Source organism: Streptomyces sp. SS7, assembly GCF_037993025.1.
Taxonomy (GTDB): Bacteria; Actinomycetota; Actinomycetes; order Streptomycetales; family Streptomycetaceae; genus Streptomyces.
Window position 1 is genome coordinate 3,870,244 of the sequence record NZ_CP141223.1, and the last position, 14,986, is coordinate 3,885,229.

Below are 14,986 nucleotides of genomic sequence, written 5' to 3' on the forward strand. Positions count from 1 at the left end.
GCCCGGCCCCCACCCGAACCACATTCCGCCCGCGAAGGGGGAAGCCCCCGTTCCGCACCGGAACGGGGGCTTCTTCGCGCGGGGGCGGTGTGCCTCAGTGCGAGTGGCCGTGGTGGCCGCCCGCGGCGGCCGGCTCTTCCTCTTCCTTCTTCTCGACGACCAGGGTCTCGGTCGTCAGCAGGAGGGAGGCGATGGAGGCGGCGTTCTCCAGGGCGGAGCGGGTGACCTTGACCGGGTCGATGACGCCGGCCTTGACCAGGTCGCCGTACTCGCCGGTGGCGGCGTTGAAGCCCTGGCCCTTGTCGAGCTCGGCGACCTTGGAGGTGATGACGTAGCCCTCCAGGCCGGCGTTCTCGGCGATCCAGCGCAGCGGCTCGACGGCGGCCTTGCGGACCACGGAGACACCGGTGGCCTCGTCGCCGGTCTTGTCGAGGTTGCCCTCGAGGACCTTGACGGCGTGGACCAGCGCGGAGCCGCCACCGGAGACGATGCCCTCCTCGACCGCGGCGCGGGTCGCGGAGATGGCGTCCTCCAGACGGTGCTTCTTCTCCTTCAGCTCCACCTCGGTGGCGGCGCCGACCTTGATCACGCACACGCCGCCGGCCAGCTTCGCGAGGCGCTCCTGGAGCTTCTCGCGGTCCCAGTCGGAGTCGGTGTTCTCGATCTCGGCCTTGATCTGCGCGACGCGGCCGTGCACGTCGGCGGAGTCGCCGGCGCCGTCGACGATCGTCGTGTCGTCCTTGGTGATGGTGACGCGGCGGGCGGAACCGAGGACGTCGACGCCGACCTGGTCGAGCTTGAGGCCGACCTCCTCGGAGATGACGGTGGCACCGGTGAGGGTGGCCATGTCCTGGAGCATCGCCTTGCGGCGGTCACCGAAGCCGGGGGCCTTGACCGCGACCGCGTTGAAGGTGCCGCGGATCTTGTTCACGACCAGGGTCGACAGGGCCTCGCCCTCGACGTCCTCGGCGATGATCAGCAGCGGCTTGGAGGAGTTGGTCTGGATGACCTTCTCCAGCAGCGGCAGCAGGTCGGCGATGGAGCCGATCTTGCCCTGGTTGATGAGGATGTAGGGGTCCTCGAGGACCGCCTCCATGCGCTCCTGGTCCGTCACGAAGTACGGCGACAGGTAGCCCTTGTCGAAGGCCATGCCCTCGGTGAAGTCCAGCTCCAGACCGAAGGTGTTGGACTCCTCGACGGTGATGACACCGTCCTTGCCGACCTTGTCCATCGCCTCGGCGATGAGCTCGCCGACCTGCTGGTCCTGGGCGGACAGCGCGGCGACGGCGGCGATGTCCGCCTTGTCGTCGATCGGGCGCGCGGTGGCGAGCAGCTCGTCGGAGACGGCCTTGACCGCGGCGTCGATGCCCTTCTTCAGGGCGGCCGGGGAGGCGCCGGCGGCGACGTTCTTCAGGCCCTCGCGGACGAGCGCCTGGGCCAGCACGGTGGCGGTGGTGGTGCCGTCACCCGCGATGTCGTTGGTCTTGGTCGCCACCTCCTTGACGAGCTGGGCGCCGAGGTTCTCGTACGGGTCGTCGATCTCCACCTCGCGGGCGATGGTGACGCCGTCGTTGGTGATGGTCGGGGCGCCGAACTTCTTGTCGATGACGACGTTGCGGCCCTTGGGACCGATCGTCACCTTGACCGTGTCGGCCAGCTTGTTGACGCCGCGCTCGAGGGCGCGACGGGCGTCCTCGTCGAACTTCAGGATCTTCGCCATGACAGCGGCAGCCCTCTCGGAAATCTGTGGGCGGAAAACGTGGGGTGAAAAGGCACTGCGCCCCGGGCGCCCGGCTTCTTGTGTGGTGGCGGGAGCCAGGGGCGCAGCATCATGCTTCAAGCACGCAGTGTGCTCGGGTGAAGAACTACTTCTCGATGATCGCGAGCACGTCGCGAGCCGAGAGGACGAGGTACTCCTCGCCGTTGTACTTCACCTCGGTGCCGCCGTACTTGCTGTACAGGACGACGTCGCCGACCTTGACGTCGAGCGGCAGGCGCTCGCCGTTCTCGAAGCGGCCCGGGCCCACGGCGAGGACGGCGCCCTCCTGGGGCTTCTCCTTCGCGGTGTCCGGGATGACCAGGCCGGAGGCCGTGGTCTGCTCGGCGTCGAGCGGCTGGACCACGATGCGGTCCTCAAGCGGCTTGATGGCAACCTTGGAGCTGGCGGTCGTCACGATCCGACCTCCCCCTTCGGAGATCTCACGGGGTTAACTGTCTGAGGTGGCGACCAGGTGGATCCGTCGTCGCGGGTGCCGGACCTGCCCGTCGCGTTGTTGGCACTCTCCAGTGGGGAGTGCCAGAGCCGAGACTATGACCGCGATTAGCACTCGGTCAAGCGGACTGCTAATCCCGTGGCGCGTCGGGACGATTTCCCGGCTCGCGCACCCCTACAGGTAGTCCTCCAGCTTCCCCACCGTCAGGCCCCTTTCCCGGAGCACCCGCAGGAGTGCCGTGGTCCGTTCGCGCAGGCTCGGGCCCGTGGACTCGTCCGGGTCGAGGGCGACGATGTCGCCGGGGCGCAGGCCGGGAGCGCCGTGCGGGTAGGTGAGCCCGGCGGGGCCCAGCGCGGCACGCCAGAGGACGACGGCCGTGATGCCGCAGTCGGCGGCGGCGCGCAGGGTGGTGGTGTCGTACGTGCCGTAGGGCGGGCGGAAGAGGCGGGGGCGCACGCCGAAGCGGGCGTGGAGCTTGTCCTGCTGGCCGCAGATCTCGGCACGCTGGCCGGCGTACGGCAGTCCGCGCAGGGCCGCGTGGTCGAGGGTGTGGTTCTCCAGGGTCGCGCCGACGGAGCGCAGCCGGGCGAAGTGGCCGTAGCCGGGGCCGACCACGCTGTCGGTGAGGAACACGCTGACGGGCAGGCGGAGTTCGCGGACCAGGTCGATGAAGCGGGGGTCGCGTTCGGCGCCGTCGTCGTAGGTGAGGAAGACGACCTTGTCGTGGGTGGGGACGCGGTCGACGACCGGCGGGAGCGGCTCCTGGCCGGAGCGGCCCGGGCGGGCGGGGCGGCCGGGTCCGCCGGGGCTGCCCGGACCGTGGGAGAGGGGGCGCACCCGCTGGGCGGCCTTCTTGCCCAGGCGTTCGATCGGGTCGACGGACTGGGCGCAGCCGGTCAGCGTCGTCACGGCCAGCGCCAGGAGTACGGCGATCAGCGCGCGTGTCCTCACAGGTAGTCCTCCAGGCGTGCCACCGCGTACCCCTGGGCCGTGACCTTGTCCAGGAAGCGGCGGACCATGTCGGACATGGTGCCCTTCCACTCGCCCCGGCCGCGGAAGTGGCTCAGGACGATGTCGCCGGGGTGGAGGTCGCGGTCCCCCTCGCGGTACTCCCAGTGGTCGACGAAGACCTCCTCGTCCCACAGCGGGGCGAACTTCACCCCGCAGGCCTTCGCGGCGACCAGCGTGTCGCGGTCGTAGTTGCCGTAGGGCGGCCGGAAGAGGACCGGGCGCCTGCCGTAGCGCTCGCCGAGGACGGTCTGCATGCCGCAGATCTCGTGCTTCTGCCGGCGGTAGGACAGGCCGGGCAGAGAGGGGTGGTGGAGGGTGTGGTTGTTCAGGGTCACCCCGGCGGCCTGCATCTTCTTGAAGTACGGGTAGTCGTCGCTGATGAGGTAGTCGCTGAGGAAGGCGGTGTACGGGATCCTCAGCTCGCTCATCATCCGCAGGAACCGCGGGTCCTTCTCGGCGCCGTCGTCGATCGTGAGGAAGACGACCCGGTCCCGGGTGGGGACCGAGGTGAACACGGGCGGGAGGCCGAGTTCCTCGTGGCCCTGCACCTCGAAACCGTCCCGGGTGGTGATCCGGGGCTTCCTCGCGGGCGGGGGCGGCGCAGGGAGCGGGACCTGCTTCAGACCCCAGCGCCGGGCGGCGGCGACCCGGGCCGTCTGCTCGGCGCGCAGCCGTTCGGCGTACGAGTGCAGTGCCCGGACCGGGGGCGCGGCCTCGCCCGCCTGCTGGCCGGGTGCCGGGGCGCCGCCCTCGGGGTCGCCGCCCTCGGCGCAGCCCGCCACGATCGCGGTGAGAACCAGGAGCGCGATACCGCCGCGCAGTGCGGCGAGAGAAGCGCCCTTTTTGTCATTTTGTACGACTGCTCCCATGGCGCCGGATCTTCCCAGCCCCGTCCCCGCACCCCGCCCCGACACCGCCGCCCACCGCCGACGGTCCCCCGACCGGCCCACACGAGCACCGCACCGGACCGACCCGCCCCCCCGTCCGACGATGACCGACAATGACCCCGTGACCGACCTCGCCCCCCTCCTCACCCCCGAAGGCCTCGCTCTGCTCGACGCCGTGCGGGGGACCGACCCCTCCGACGAACTCGCCGTCGCCACCCGGCTGCGCCGGGAGCATCCCGCCGCGCTGGTGTCGGCGGCGCTCGGGCAGGCGCGGCTGCGGCAGCGGGCGGTGGCGAAGTTCGGGCCCGAGGACGCCGGGCGGATGTTCTTCACGCCCCACGGAGTGGAGCAGTCGACGCGGGCGAGTGTGGCGGCGTACCGCGCCGGACGCCTCAAGGAGCTCGGCGTGGCCTCGGTGGCCGACCTGTGCTGCGGGATCGGCGGCGACGCGATCGCGCTGGCCCGGGCCGGCATCCGGGTGCTCGCCGTGGACCGCGACCCGCTGACGGCGGCGGCCGCCCGGGCCAACGCCGAGGCGCTCGGCCTCGCCGATCTGATCGACGTACGGGAGGCGGACGTCACCGAGGTGGACACCGCGGGCTTCGACGCCGTGTTCGTGGACCCCGCGCGGCGGGGCGGCCGCGGGCGGATCTTCGACCCCGAGGCCTACTCCCCGCCGCTGTCGTGGGCGGTGGGCGCCGCCCTGGCCGCGCCCCGGGCCGCGCTGAAGATCGCGCCCGGCGTGCCGCACGAGGCGATCCCGGCCGAGGCCGAGGCGGAGTGGATCTCGGACGGCGGGGACGTGAAGGAGGCGGTGCTCTGGTTCGGCACCGAGCCGGGGACCGTGCGCGCGACACTGCTGCCGGGCCCGCGGACCCTGCGCGGCACCGGTCTGCCGAACCCGGACGTACGGCCCCTCGGCCGCTATCTCTACGAGCCCGACGGCGCCGTCATCCGCGCCCATCTGGTCGCGGAGGTGGCCCAGGAGCTGGACGGCGGGCTGGTCGACGAGACCATCGCGTACGTCACCGCCGACACCCTCCGGCCGGTCCCCTACGCCACCGCCTACGAGATCACCGACCGACTGCCCTTCAATGTGAAGAAGTTGAAGGCGCTGCTGCGGGAGCGGGAGGTCGGCATCCTGACCGTGAAGAAGCGCGGCTCGGCCGTGGAGCCGGAGGAGCTGCGCCGCAAGGTGCTGCCGAAGGGGCACGGGCCGCACGCGGTGACCGTGTTCCTCACCCGGGTGGCCGGGGCCCCCACGATGCTGCTCGGGGCCCCGGCCACGGACGCCACGGCCGCCGGCGCCTGCTGAGGCCGGGACGCGGCCGGGGTCACGCCCCGCAGGTGGCCGCCCGGGCCAGCAGCAGCTGACGCTCCCGTTCGTTGCGGGCCAGGGCCGCCGCCCGCTCGAACTCGGCCCGCGCCTCCGCCGTACGCCCGAGGCGCAGCAGGAGGTCGCCGCGGACGCTGGGCAGCAGGTGGTAGTCGCTCAAGGCGGATCCGGCGGCCAGGGTGTCGACGATCTCCAGGGCGGGGCCCGGTCCGTCAGCCATGGAGACGGCGACCGCGCGGTTGAGCTCGACGACCGGGGACGGGGCGCGGGCGGCCAGCAGGGCGTAGAGGGTGGCGATGGCGGTCCAGTCGGTGTCCTCGTAGGTGAGGGCGTGGGCGTGGCAGGCGGCGATGGCGGCCTGGAGGGCGTACGGGCCCGGGGCCCCGGTGGAGGTGGCGCCGGCCCGGTCCAGGGCGGTGATGCCACGGCCGATGAGCATGCGGTTCCAGCGGCGCCGGTTCTGGTCCTTCAGGAGGACGGGGGTGCCGTCGGGGGCGGTGCGGGCGGCGGTGCGGGCGGCCTGGAACTCCAGCAGGGAGACCAGGCCGTGCACCTCGGGCTCCTTGGGCATGAGCGCGGCGAGCTGCCGGGCCAGGCGCAGCGCGTCCTCGCACAGTGCCGGGCGCAGCCAGTCGTCGCCCGCGGTGGCCGCGTAGCCCTCGTTGAAGATCAGGTAGATGACGTCGAGGACCGAGCCGAGCCGGGCCTCACGGTCGGGGCCGTACGGCACCTCGAAGGCGATGTTCCGGGTGGCGAGGGTCCGCTTGGCCCGGACGACGCGCTGGGCGACCGTGGGCTCGGGGACCAGGTGGGCGCGGGCGATCTCGGCCGTGGTCAGACCGCCGAGGAGGCGCAGGGTGAGGGCGGTGCGGGCCTCCGGGGACAGCACGGGGTGGCAGGTGGTGAAGACGAGCCGGAGCAGGTCGTCGTCGATGGCGTCCGGGTCCGGCGGTTCCTGCGGCGGGGGTGCGTCCTCCAGGGTGCGGCCGATCTCCCGGAGCTTGCGGGCGTAGTTCTCCCGGCGGCGGACGAGGTCGACGGCGCGGTGGCGGGCGGCGGCGGTGAGCCAGGCGCCGGGCCGGTCGGGCACGCCGTCCCGGGGCCACTGCTCCAGTGCGGCGACCAGGGCGTCCTGCGCGAGTTCCTCGGCGATGCCGACGTCCCGGACGACCCGGGTGACGGCGGCGACGACCCGGGGGAACTCCAGGCGGAAGACGGTCTCGATGGCGGGCCGGGGGTCGATGGCGGGCTGTGGTTCCACAACCCACCATCGAACACCCTGCCCGCGGGTCCGCACAGCGGACGGGCTCATCCCTCGGCGATCTCCCGCACCTCGCAGGTGACGGTCCAGGACTCCTCGTGCACCTTCAGGAACCGGGTGGTCCACTCGAGGGCCTCGGCGCGGTCCTTGCACTGCATGATCGCGTACCCGCCGACGACCTCCTTGGCCTCGGTGAACGGCCCGTCGGTGACGGAGATCCGGCCGCCTTCCCAGTGCACCCGGGTGCCCTGCGCGGACGGCAGCAGCCCGGCGGTGTCGAGCATGACGCCGGCCTTGGTGACCTCCTCGATCAGCTCGCCCATCCGCTGCATCAGCTCGGGGCTGGGGCCCTCGGCGGGGACGGAGTTCTCGTCGATCTTCACGAGCGACAGATAGCGCGGCATGGTGGCTCCTCATGACTCACGGCGACCGGGTCCTTCCCGGCCTCTCACCCCTGCGTCGAACGGGGGACGGCCGGATCGACACCCTCGCCGAATTTTCCCGGAGATTCCTTCGGGACGCGCGTCCGCGCAGGTGAGCCCGGCCTCCCTCGCGAAGACCTCACAGTGCTCAGCCCAGGGTCACCGTCGGCACGGGATTGCTGCCGCTCCAGCTCGCGTTGAACCCGAAGCTCACCGAACCCCCGTCCGGCACGGTCCCGTTGTACGAGGCGTTCGCACAGGACACGGCCGCCCCCGACTGGGTGCAGGTGGCGTTCCAGGCCTGGGTTATCTGCTGCCCGGCGCCGTACGTCCAGGTCACCTTCCAGGACGACAGCGAGGCACCCGAGCAGGAGATCGTCACGTTCCCGGTGAACCCGGTGTTCCACTGACTGCCCACGCCGTACGACGCCGTGCACGCGCCGGTCGGCGGGGGCGTGCCCGTCCCGCCGAGCGCCTCCGCGATGCCGTAGTAGGCCGGTTTCGGCGCGTAGTTCGCGTCGTACGGCGTCGCCGCGCCCTGCCCCGGGAAGGTGCTCTCCACCCAGGAGTCGGAGTCGGTGAAGCCCCAGACGGTGAGGTTCACACAGCGCGCGACCGCCACGCAGGCGGCGGTGACGGCCTTGTAGTCGGCCTTCTGCTGGGCGAGTTCGGCGCTGTCGGAGGGCAGGTTCATCCGGATGTCCAGCTCGGTGATCGCCACGTCCACGCCGAGGTCGGCGAAGCGCTGGATGTTCTGCTGGAGCGTCGAGGGGACCTGCCCGAGGACGAGGTGCGCCTGGAGGCCGACCCCGTCGATGGGGACGCCCCGCTCCTTCAGCGACTTCACCAGGTTGTACAGGGCGGTCGACTTCGCGTTGACGCCCTCCACGTTGTAGTCGTTGACGTAGAGCTTCGCGGCCGGATCGGCGGCCCGCGCCCAGGTCAGCGCCTTGGCGATGTAGTCGGTGCCGAGGCCGTTGTACCAGAGGGTCGGGCGGTAGGTGCCGTCCTCGTTGAAGGGCTCGTTGACCACGTCCCAGGCGGCGATCTTCCCCTTGTAGCGGCCCACCTCGGTGCCGATGTGGTTCTGGAGCAGGGTGGTGAGCTGGGCCGGGGTCCAGCTGCCGTTGGTCAGCCAGTTCGGGTTCTGGCTGTGCCAGACGAGGGTGTGGCCGCGCACCTGCTGGTTGTGCGCCTGGGCGAAGGCCACGATCTGGTCGGCCTCGGCCCAGTTGAAGGAGCCCTGGGCCGGCTCCACCGATTCCCATTTCATGGCGTTGCCGGGGGTCAGCGAGGAGAACTGCGCCCCGGCGAGGTCGCCGTAGGTGCCGGTCAGCTTGGAGCCGGTGACCGCCGTGCCGACGACCTTGCCCTTGGCGGTGCCGAGGTCGCGCAGGGGGGTGTCGGCCGCGTGGGCGGCGGGTGCCGTGAGCAGCAGCGCGAGGCCGGCCACGAGGGAGGTCAGGGACAGGCCTGTTCTCAGAGATCTCATGCGGGTGCCTCCGAAAGTTTCGGCCGTGCAACCGATTGACTTCGGTGGAGTGTGGAGGCGCCCACCACACCCGTCAATACGTCAACTTCCGGCCACGGGCGGCGCGGCGGTGCTCGTGCGCACCACCAGACTCGTCGCCAGCTCCACCCGGGTGGCGGCCGGCGCCTCCGGCGCCGTGGACCGCCCCAGCTCCAGCACCAGCCGGGCGGCCGCCTCCGCCATCTCGGTCAGCGGCTGCCGTACGGTCGTCAGCGGCGGCCCCACCCAGCGCGCCACCGGCAGATCGTCGAAGCCGACCACACTGACGTCCTCCGGGATGCGCAGCCCCAGCTCCCGGGCGGCCTCGTAGACGCCCAGGGCCTGGAGGTCGTTGCCGGCGAAGACGGCGGTGGGCCGGTCGGGGCGGTCCAGCAGCTCACGGCCGAGCCGGTAGCCGGTCTCGTGGTGGAAGTCGCCGGTCTTGATCAAGCCGGGTTCGACGGGCAGCCCGGCGGTCTCCAGGGCGGCCCGGTAGCCGTCGATCCGGGCCCGGCTGCACATCATCTGCGGGGGCCCGCTGATCGCCCCGATCCGCCGGTGCCCGAGCTCCACCAGATGCCGGGTGGCGGCCAGGCCGCCCTGCCAGTTGGTGGCCCCGATCGAGGGCACGTCCGCGCCCGGGTCGCCGGCCGGGTCCATCACCACGAATGGGATGGTGCGGCTGGTCAGCAGCGCCCGCTGGGACTCGTCGAGGCCGGACAGCACCAGCACCACCCCGTGCGGGCGCCGGGCGGCGACCTGGTCGGCCCAGGTCCGGCCGGGGGTGAGCCGGCCGGCGCTCTCGCTCAGCACCACGCTCAGCCCGGCGTCGCGCGCCACGTTCTCCACCCCCCGGATGACCTCCATCGCCCAGGCGCTCTCCAGCTCGTGGAAGACCAGGTCGATCAGGGGCGACCGGGTCGCCTCGGCCCGCCGTCGCCGGTAGCCGTGGGCGCGCAGCAGCTCCTCGACACGGGTGCGGGTCGCGGGCGCGACGTCGGCACGGCCGTTGAGGACCTTCGAAACAGTCGGGGCCGAGACACCGGCCTCGCGGGCGATCTCCGCGAGTGTGGCGGTCTGCGGACGCGTTTCAGCGGGCTCGGAGCGTGTCATGGCGGCGATCGTATCCCCGCGCGGCCTCTTGACTAACCCCTCGCAGCGCCATAGGTTCCCGGAACATTCGAAGTGTGTTACGAAACATTCGAATCCTTCGGGACAGGATCCCCCGGGACAGGAGTTTCATGACCACCGCCCCCTGGCGCGACCGCGCTCTGAGCGCCACCGCCCGAGTCGACGACCTGCTCTCCCGGATGACCCTGGAGGAGAGGACCGCCCAGCTGTACGGCGTGTGGGTCGGCGCCTCGACGGACGGCGGGGGAGTCGCCCCGCACCAGCACGACATGACCGACGACTACGAGTGGGACGACCTGATCACCCGGGGGCTCGGCCAGCTCACCCGCCCCTTCGGCACCGCCCCCGTCGACCCGTCGACCGGCGCCCGCGCCCTGGCCGCCGCCCAGCACCGGATCGCCGCGGCGGGCCGCTTCGGCATCCCGGCCCTCGCCCACGAGGAGTGCCTGGCCGGGTTCACCGCCTGGCGCGCCACCGCCTACCCGGTCCCGCTGGCCTGGGGCGCCGCCTTCGACCCGCCACTGGTCGAGGAGATGGGCCGGGCGATCGGCCGCGACCTGCGCGCGGTCGGGGTCCACCAGGGCCTGGCCCCCGTCCTGGACGTCGTCCGCGACCCGCGCTGGGGACGGGTCGAGGAGACGATCGGCGAGGACCCGTACCTGGTGGCCACCATCGCCACGGCCTATGTCCGGGGACTGGAGTCCGCCGGGGTGGTCGCCACCCTCAAGCACTTCGCCGGGTACGCCTCCTCCGCCGGCGCCCGCAATCTGGCCCCGGTGCGGGCGGGCACCCGCGAGTTCGCGGACGTCACGCTCCCCCCGTTCGAGATGGCGCTGCGCGAGGGCGGCGCCCGCTCGGTGATGGCCGCCTACACCGAACGCGACGGCGTCCCCGCCTCCGCCGACCCGGAGCTGCTGACCCGCCTGCTGCGCGAGGAGTGGGGGTTCACCGGCACGGTCGTCGCCGACTACTTCGGCATCGGCTTCCTCCAGACCCTGCACCGGGTCGCGGGCACCCCCGCCGAGACGGCGCGCCTCGCGCTGGAGGCCGGCATCGATGTCGAACTGCCCACGGTGAAGCACTACGGCGAGGCGCTGGTCGCCGCGGTCCGGGCGGGCGAGATCCCCGAGGACCTGGTCGACCGGGCGGCCCGCCGGGTCCTGCTCCAGAAGTGCGAACTGGGCCTGCTGGACGAGGACTGGCAGCCCGAGCACCCGGAGTCCGTGGACCTCGACCCGGCCACGAACCGCACGCTGGCCCGCCGGCTGGCGGAGGAGTCGGTGGTCCTGCTGGACAACCCCGCCGGACTGCTCCCGCTCGCCCCCGACACCAGGATCGCGGTGGTCGGCCCACGGGCGGCGGACGCCCTGGCGATGCTCGGCTGCTACTCCTTCCCCTCCCATGTCCTGCCCCACCACCCCGGGGTGGAGACCGGCATCGAGATCCCCACCCTGCTGGAGTCCCTGCGCACCGAACTCCCGGACGCCAAGGTGACGTTCACCGAGGGCTGCCCGGTCTCCGACCCCGACCCCTCCGGCTTCACCGAGGCCATCGCGCGCGCCTCCGAGGCGGACGTGTGCGTGGCGGTGCTCGGCGACCGGGCGGGCCTGTTCGGCCGGGGCACCTCCGGCGAGGGCTGCGACGTGGCCGACCTGACCCTGCCCGGCGTCCAGGGCGAACTGCTGGACGCGCTGGTCGCCACGGGCGTCCCCGTGGTCCTGGTGCTGCTCACCGGCCGCCCCTATGCGCTCGGCCGCTGGCACGGCCGGCTCGGCGCGGTCGTCCAGGCCTTTTTCCCGGGGGAGGAGGGCGGCCCGGCGGTCGCCGGCGTGCTGTCGGGCCGCCTCAACCCCTCCGGCCGCCTCCCGGTCAGCGTGCCGCGCCTGCCCGGCGGCCAGCCCTGGACCTACCTCCAGCCGCCCCTGGGCCTGGCCGGTGAGGTCAGCAGCCTGGACCCGACCCCGCTGTACGCCTTCGGCCACGGCCGCTCGTACACCTCCTTCGCCTGGGAGGACTTCACCGGCGGCGGCCCGCGGACACCGGCTACCGAGATCGGCACGGACGGCTCGTACGACCTGTCCGTCACCGTCCGCAACACCGGGCCCCGGCCGGGCACCGAGGTCGTCCAGCTGTACTTGCACGACCCGGTGGCGAGCGTGACCCGCCCCGACGTCCGGCTGATCGGCTACCAGCGGCTCGACCTCGCCGACGGCGAGTCCGCCCGGGTCACCTTCCGCTTCCACACCGACCTGTCCGCCTTCACCGACCGCGCGGGACGCCGGGTCGTCGAACCGGGCGAGCTGGAGCTGCGGCTGGGCACGTCCAGCGCGCTGGTGCGGGGGACGGCCCGGCTGCGGCTGACGGGCCCGGTGCGCGAGGTGGGGGCCGACCGGCGGCTGCGCTGCGGGACGGAGGTCGTACGAAACTGAGGTGCGCCCGGTGGGTGCCCGTGTGTCACAATCCGCCCACCTCCTGCAACCCGGCGCGCGACGGGAACCGCTCCCATGGACACCTCCATACCGGAACCGCCCCCGCGGCACACCGCCGCCCGGCAGTGGCTGCTGGCCGCCGCGCTGCTGACCGTCGGGCTGCTGCCCACGGCCGTCGTCGGCGCGGCCCTGCTCACCGCCTGTCTGCTCTGGGGCCGGGACTGGTCGGCGGCCGCCCCGGTGCTGCTGTTCGGGGTCGGCATCACCGGCGCCGTCGCCCGGGACCGCGGCCCGCTGCCCGGCCGGGCCGTGCGGCCCGACGACGAACCCGAACTGGCCTCGCTCGTCCGGGACGTGGCCGACCGCCTCGGCTTCCGCGCACCCCTCCTGGTCCGGATCGTCCCGGCCGTCGAGGCCTCCCTCGGCCGGGCCCGGGTCAGCGGGGTGCGCACCCACGTCCTCTTCCTGGGCCTGCCCCTGGTCCGCACCCTCACGGAGGCCGAGCTCGCCTCCGTCATCGCCCATGAGCTGGCCCACCACCGCCATGTGGACAGCCGCCGCGCCACCCTCCTGCGCTACGCCCGCGCCCGCGTCGCCGACCGGCTGGACGCCCCCGTCCGCCCCCTGGCGCCGCTGGCCGCGCCCCTTCTGCGCGCCTCGCAGCCCGACTTCTGGCAGGCGGAGACGGCCGCCGACGCCGACGCGGCCCGGATCGCCGGCACCGACACCACCGCGGAGGCGCTGCGCCGGACCGTCCGGCTGCACGCGGTCTTCGAGGGCCTCGGCGAACCCTGGCTGGCCGACCTCGCCGAACGGGACGCCTGGCCCGAGGACTTCTACGACGCCCTCGACGCCGCGCTCGCCGACCCGCACGTGGCCCGCCGCGCCGCCCGCGCCGCCGCCGACGAGGACGCGATCGACCCGTACGCGGCGGCCGACCACCCGCCCGAGCCGGTCCGCCTGGCCGCGCTGCCGACGCTCGCGGGCACGGGAACGTACGGCGGCTCGCCGGTCCCCCTGCGCGAGGCGCAGGAGATCGCCCGCTGGTGCGTCCGGCGCCTCACCCACCAGGACGGCGAGGGCGAGGACGACCTGGAGGCGGTACGGCTGCTCGGCCTGCCCGCCGACGAACTGCGCGGCCTCGACGACGACTCCCGCACCGCCCGGCTGTTCAGGGCCACCGGGCACGACACGCCGGAGGCGGCGGTCACCGCGGCCCTGGACGCGCTCGCCGACGGCAGCTGGCCGGGGCTGGCCCGCCGGCTGGAGCCCGGACTGCGCCGGGTCCCCCGCGCCGTCCGCCCCCTGCTGGCCCGCCGGGTCTGCACGGCGGCGACGGCCGGAGCGCTGGCCGAGGTCCTGGAGACCGCCGGCTGGACCCCCGCCGGCCGCTGGACACACACGGTCCTGACGTCCCCCGACGGCCGGACGGTGGACCTCGACGACCTGCTCGCCGAGGCCTTCACGACCGCGGACCCGACCGCTGCCCGCGCCCTCCTGCGGAGCACGGACAGCACGAAGGCGAGCACGAAGGCGAGCACTGCGGAGAGCACCGAGGAGAGCACGAAGGAGACGCCCGCATGAGCACCCCCCTGCGCACGGCCCTCCTCGGCATCGCCGTCACCGTCGCCGGATACGCCCTGTTCGCCGGCTGGCTCGGCCTGCGCGCCGACGCGTACCTGGACGCCCGGGACGGGGCCACGGCCCGGACGACCGGTGTGGTCGTCGAGGACGGCATCGGCGACGACCTGGATGTCCGCGTCCGCTGGACCGACGGCACGGGCCGTACCCACGTGCAGCGCTTCGGCGTCTACGACACCGGCCGCTACGCCGAGGGCGAGGACTTCCCGGTCGCCTACGACCCCACCGCCGGTGACTCCCGGGGCTTCCCGGCAGACCCGGAGGAGACGGCCGAGGAGGACGACCTGCTGGCCCCGGTCTTCCTGGGCGCCGCCGTGGCCCTGCCGCTGACCCTGGTCTGGCCCGTGCGGGGCCTGCGCTTCCGGCTGGCGGCCCGCCGGCCCGGCCGGCCGACGACGGCCCGGGTGCGCACCGGCATCCGCCGGGCGGCCTGGCGCGCGTCGAGGGGCACCTGGCTGGAACTGACGTACCCCGAGGGCCGTACGCGCTGGCAGCGGGTCATGTGGCACCCCGCCCTGCACGAGGCGCCGGCCGAGCTCCCGGTCACCGTGCACGGCACCGGCCGCCGCACCGTCGCGGCCCTGCCCGACGGCACCCGGCTGGTCCCGCTGGGCCGGCCGCGCGACCATCCCCCGTCCGGCGCCGTCCTCGACGACGACGCGATGCGCACCGACCTCCGCGACGCCTTCGTCCTGCCGCCCGGCACCGCGGCCGCACCGCCCTGGCACGAGGCGGCCGCCACCGCCGGCCTGGGGAGCCTCCTCGGCCTCGTCCTGGGCCTGGTGATGACGGGCCCGACCCTGACCGGCACCCTGTCGTCCGTCCTGGCCTGCGCGACCCTGACCGGCTCGGTGTGGCTCCTGTCGGCGCCGCAGCCCTAGTGCCGTCCCGGGGGCCGTCAGCCGTCCGTCCGTTCGGCGCCCGTGGCGAAGAAACGCTCCACGTACTCCCCCGGCGGCAGGGTGCTCGTGCGCATGAGGGAGAAGACCTCCGTGCCCTCGCCGGGGGCCGTACCGAGGGTGAAGACCTCGGCGAACCGGACGTACTCGACGCCGTCCAGGCCCTCGCAGTACTCGGCCGCCTCGGCCTCCGCGCGGGCGACGGCCTCGTCCTGGGAGCCCGCGGTCCACAGGGTGACGCGCTCC

12 protein-coding genes are annotated in these 14,986 nt (G+C 73.5%); 4 read left to right on the plus strand and 8 right to left on the minus strand.

Annotated features, from left to right (window positions below; genetic code table 11):
- Nucleotides 1-94 precede the first annotated feature (94 nt).
- From groL to U5640_RS17745, 4 genes are all read right to left on the minus strand, one after another.
- Entirely contained in the window at nt 95-1,720 is a 1,626-nt protein-coding gene (gene groL, locus U5640_RS17730) for a chaperonin GroEL (protein ID WP_340376763.1), read from the minus strand.
- 145 nt (nt 1,721-1,865) lie between these two features.
- On the minus strand, nt 1,866-2,174 hold the full coding sequence (groES, locus tag U5640_RS17735; RefSeq protein WP_039652762.1) for a co-chaperone GroES: 309 nt from the start codon (nt 2,172-2,174) through the stop codon (nt 1,866-1,868).
- Between the two features lie 213 nt (nt 2,175-2,387).
- Complete coding sequence (locus U5640_RS17740; protein WP_340376764.1) at nt 2,388-3,164, minus strand: polysaccharide deacetylase family protein; 777 nt, start codon at nt 3,162-3,164, stop codon at nt 2,388-2,390.
- Nucleotides 3,161-4,093, minus strand: a complete 933-nt coding sequence (locus U5640_RS17745) for a polysaccharide deacetylase family protein (protein WP_340376765.1) — start codon at nt 4,091-4,093, stop codon at nt 3,161-3,163. The genes U5640_RS17740 and U5640_RS17745 overlap by 4 nt, the downstream gene beginning before the upstream one ends.
- A gap of 121 nt (nt 4,094-4,214) precedes the next feature.
- On the opposite strand from U5640_RS17745, the gene U5640_RS17750 reads away from it, so the two are divergent.
- Complete coding sequence (locus U5640_RS17750; protein ID WP_340376766.1) at nt 4,215-5,426, plus strand: methyltransferase domain-containing protein; 1,212 nt, start codon at nt 4,215-4,217, stop codon at nt 5,424-5,426.
- Between the two features lie 19 nt (nt 5,427-5,445).
- Here U5640_RS17750 and U5640_RS17755 read toward each other — a convergent pair whose 3' ends face one another.
- The 4 genes from U5640_RS17755 to U5640_RS17770 all read right to left on the minus strand — a co-directional run bounded on the left by U5640_RS17755 (nt 5,446) and on the right by U5640_RS17770 (nt 9,753).
- Nucleotides 5,446-6,708 (minus strand): sigma-70 family RNA polymerase sigma factor, encoded by a 1,263-nt coding sequence (locus U5640_RS17755; RefSeq protein WP_340376767.1) that lies wholly within the window; start codon nt 6,706-6,708, stop codon nt 5,446-5,448.
- 47 nt (nt 6,709-6,755) lie between these two features.
- Nucleotides 6,756-7,112 carry a YciI family protein gene (locus tag U5640_RS17760; RefSeq protein WP_340376768.1) on the minus strand — a complete coding sequence of 119 codons (357 nt, stop codon included), beginning with the start codon at nt 7,110-7,112 and terminating at the stop codon, nt 6,756-6,758.
- Between the two features lie 166 nt (nt 7,113-7,278).
- A complete protein-coding gene (locus U5640_RS17765) occupies nt 7,279-8,622 on the minus strand; it encodes an endo-1,4-beta-xylanase (RefSeq protein WP_340376769.1) in 1,344 nt (447 codons plus the stop codon).
- An 81-nt stretch (nt 8,623-8,703) separates the two neighbouring features.
- Nucleotides 8,704-9,753 (minus strand): LacI family DNA-binding transcriptional regulator, encoded by a 1,050-nt coding sequence (locus U5640_RS17770; RefSeq protein ID WP_340376770.1) that lies wholly within the window; start codon nt 9,751-9,753, stop codon nt 8,704-8,706.
- 128 nt (nt 9,754-9,881) lie between these two features.
- On the opposite strand from U5640_RS17770, the gene U5640_RS17775 reads away from it, so the two are divergent.
- The 3 genes from U5640_RS17775 to U5640_RS17785 all read left to right on the plus strand — a co-directional run bounded on the left by U5640_RS17775 (nt 9,882) and on the right by U5640_RS17785 (nt 14,722).
- Complete coding sequence (locus U5640_RS17775; protein WP_340376771.1) at nt 9,882-12,200, plus strand: glycoside hydrolase family 3 N-terminal domain-containing protein; 2,319 nt, start codon at nt 9,882-9,884, stop codon at nt 12,198-12,200.
- Nucleotides 12,201-12,275: 75 nt separating this feature from the next.
- The gene (locus tag U5640_RS17780) at nt 12,276-13,784 is read left to right on the plus strand and encodes a M48 family metallopeptidase (RefSeq protein WP_340376772.1); all 1,509 of its coding nucleotides are present in this window, start codon (nt 12,276-12,278) and stop codon (nt 13,782-13,784) included.
- Nucleotides 13,781-14,722 (plus strand): hypothetical protein, encoded by a 942-nt coding sequence (locus U5640_RS17785; protein WP_340376773.1) that lies wholly within the window; start codon nt 13,781-13,783, stop codon nt 14,720-14,722. Before U5640_RS17780 ends, U5640_RS17785 begins: the two co-directional genes overlap by 4 nt.
- Nucleotides 14,723-14,986: the final 264 nt, after the last annotated feature.

Excerpts from the sequence above, each read along its gene's own strand:
- U5640_RS17785 (WP_340376773.1), top strand. The coding sequence starts at position 13,781 with ATGAGCACCCCCCTGCGCACGGCCCTCCTCGGCATCGCCGTCACCGTC.
- U5640_RS17770 (WP_340376770.1), bottom strand. The coding sequence starts at position 9,753 with ATGACACGCTCCGAGCCCGCTGAAACGCGTCCGCAGACCGCCACACTC.
- U5640_RS17775 (WP_340376771.1), top strand. The coding sequence starts at position 9,882 with ATGACCACCGCCCCCTGGCGCGACCGCGCTCTGAGCGCCACCGCCCGA.
- U5640_RS17745 (WP_340376765.1), bottom strand. The coding sequence starts at position 4,093 with ATGGGAGCAGTCGTACAAAATGACAAAAAGGGCGCTTCTCTCGCCGCA.
- U5640_RS17765 (WP_340376769.1), bottom strand. The coding sequence starts at position 8,622 with ATGAGATCTCTGAGAACAGGCCTGTCCCTGACCTCCCTCGTGGCCGGC.
- U5640_RS17760 (WP_340376768.1), bottom strand. The coding sequence starts at position 7,112 with ATGCCGCGCTATCTGTCGCTCGTGAAGATCGACGAGAACTCCGTCCCC.
- groL (WP_340376763.1), bottom strand. The coding sequence starts at position 1,720 with ATGGCGAAGATCCTGAAGTTCGACGAGGACGCCCGTCGCGCCCTCGAG.
- U5640_RS17780 (WP_340376772.1), top strand. The coding sequence starts at position 12,276 with ATGGACACCTCCATACCGGAACCGCCCCCGCGGCACACCGCCGCCCGG.
- U5640_RS17750 (WP_340376766.1), top strand. The coding sequence starts at position 4,215 with ATGACCGACAATGACCCCGTGACCGACCTCGCCCCCCTCCTCACCCCC.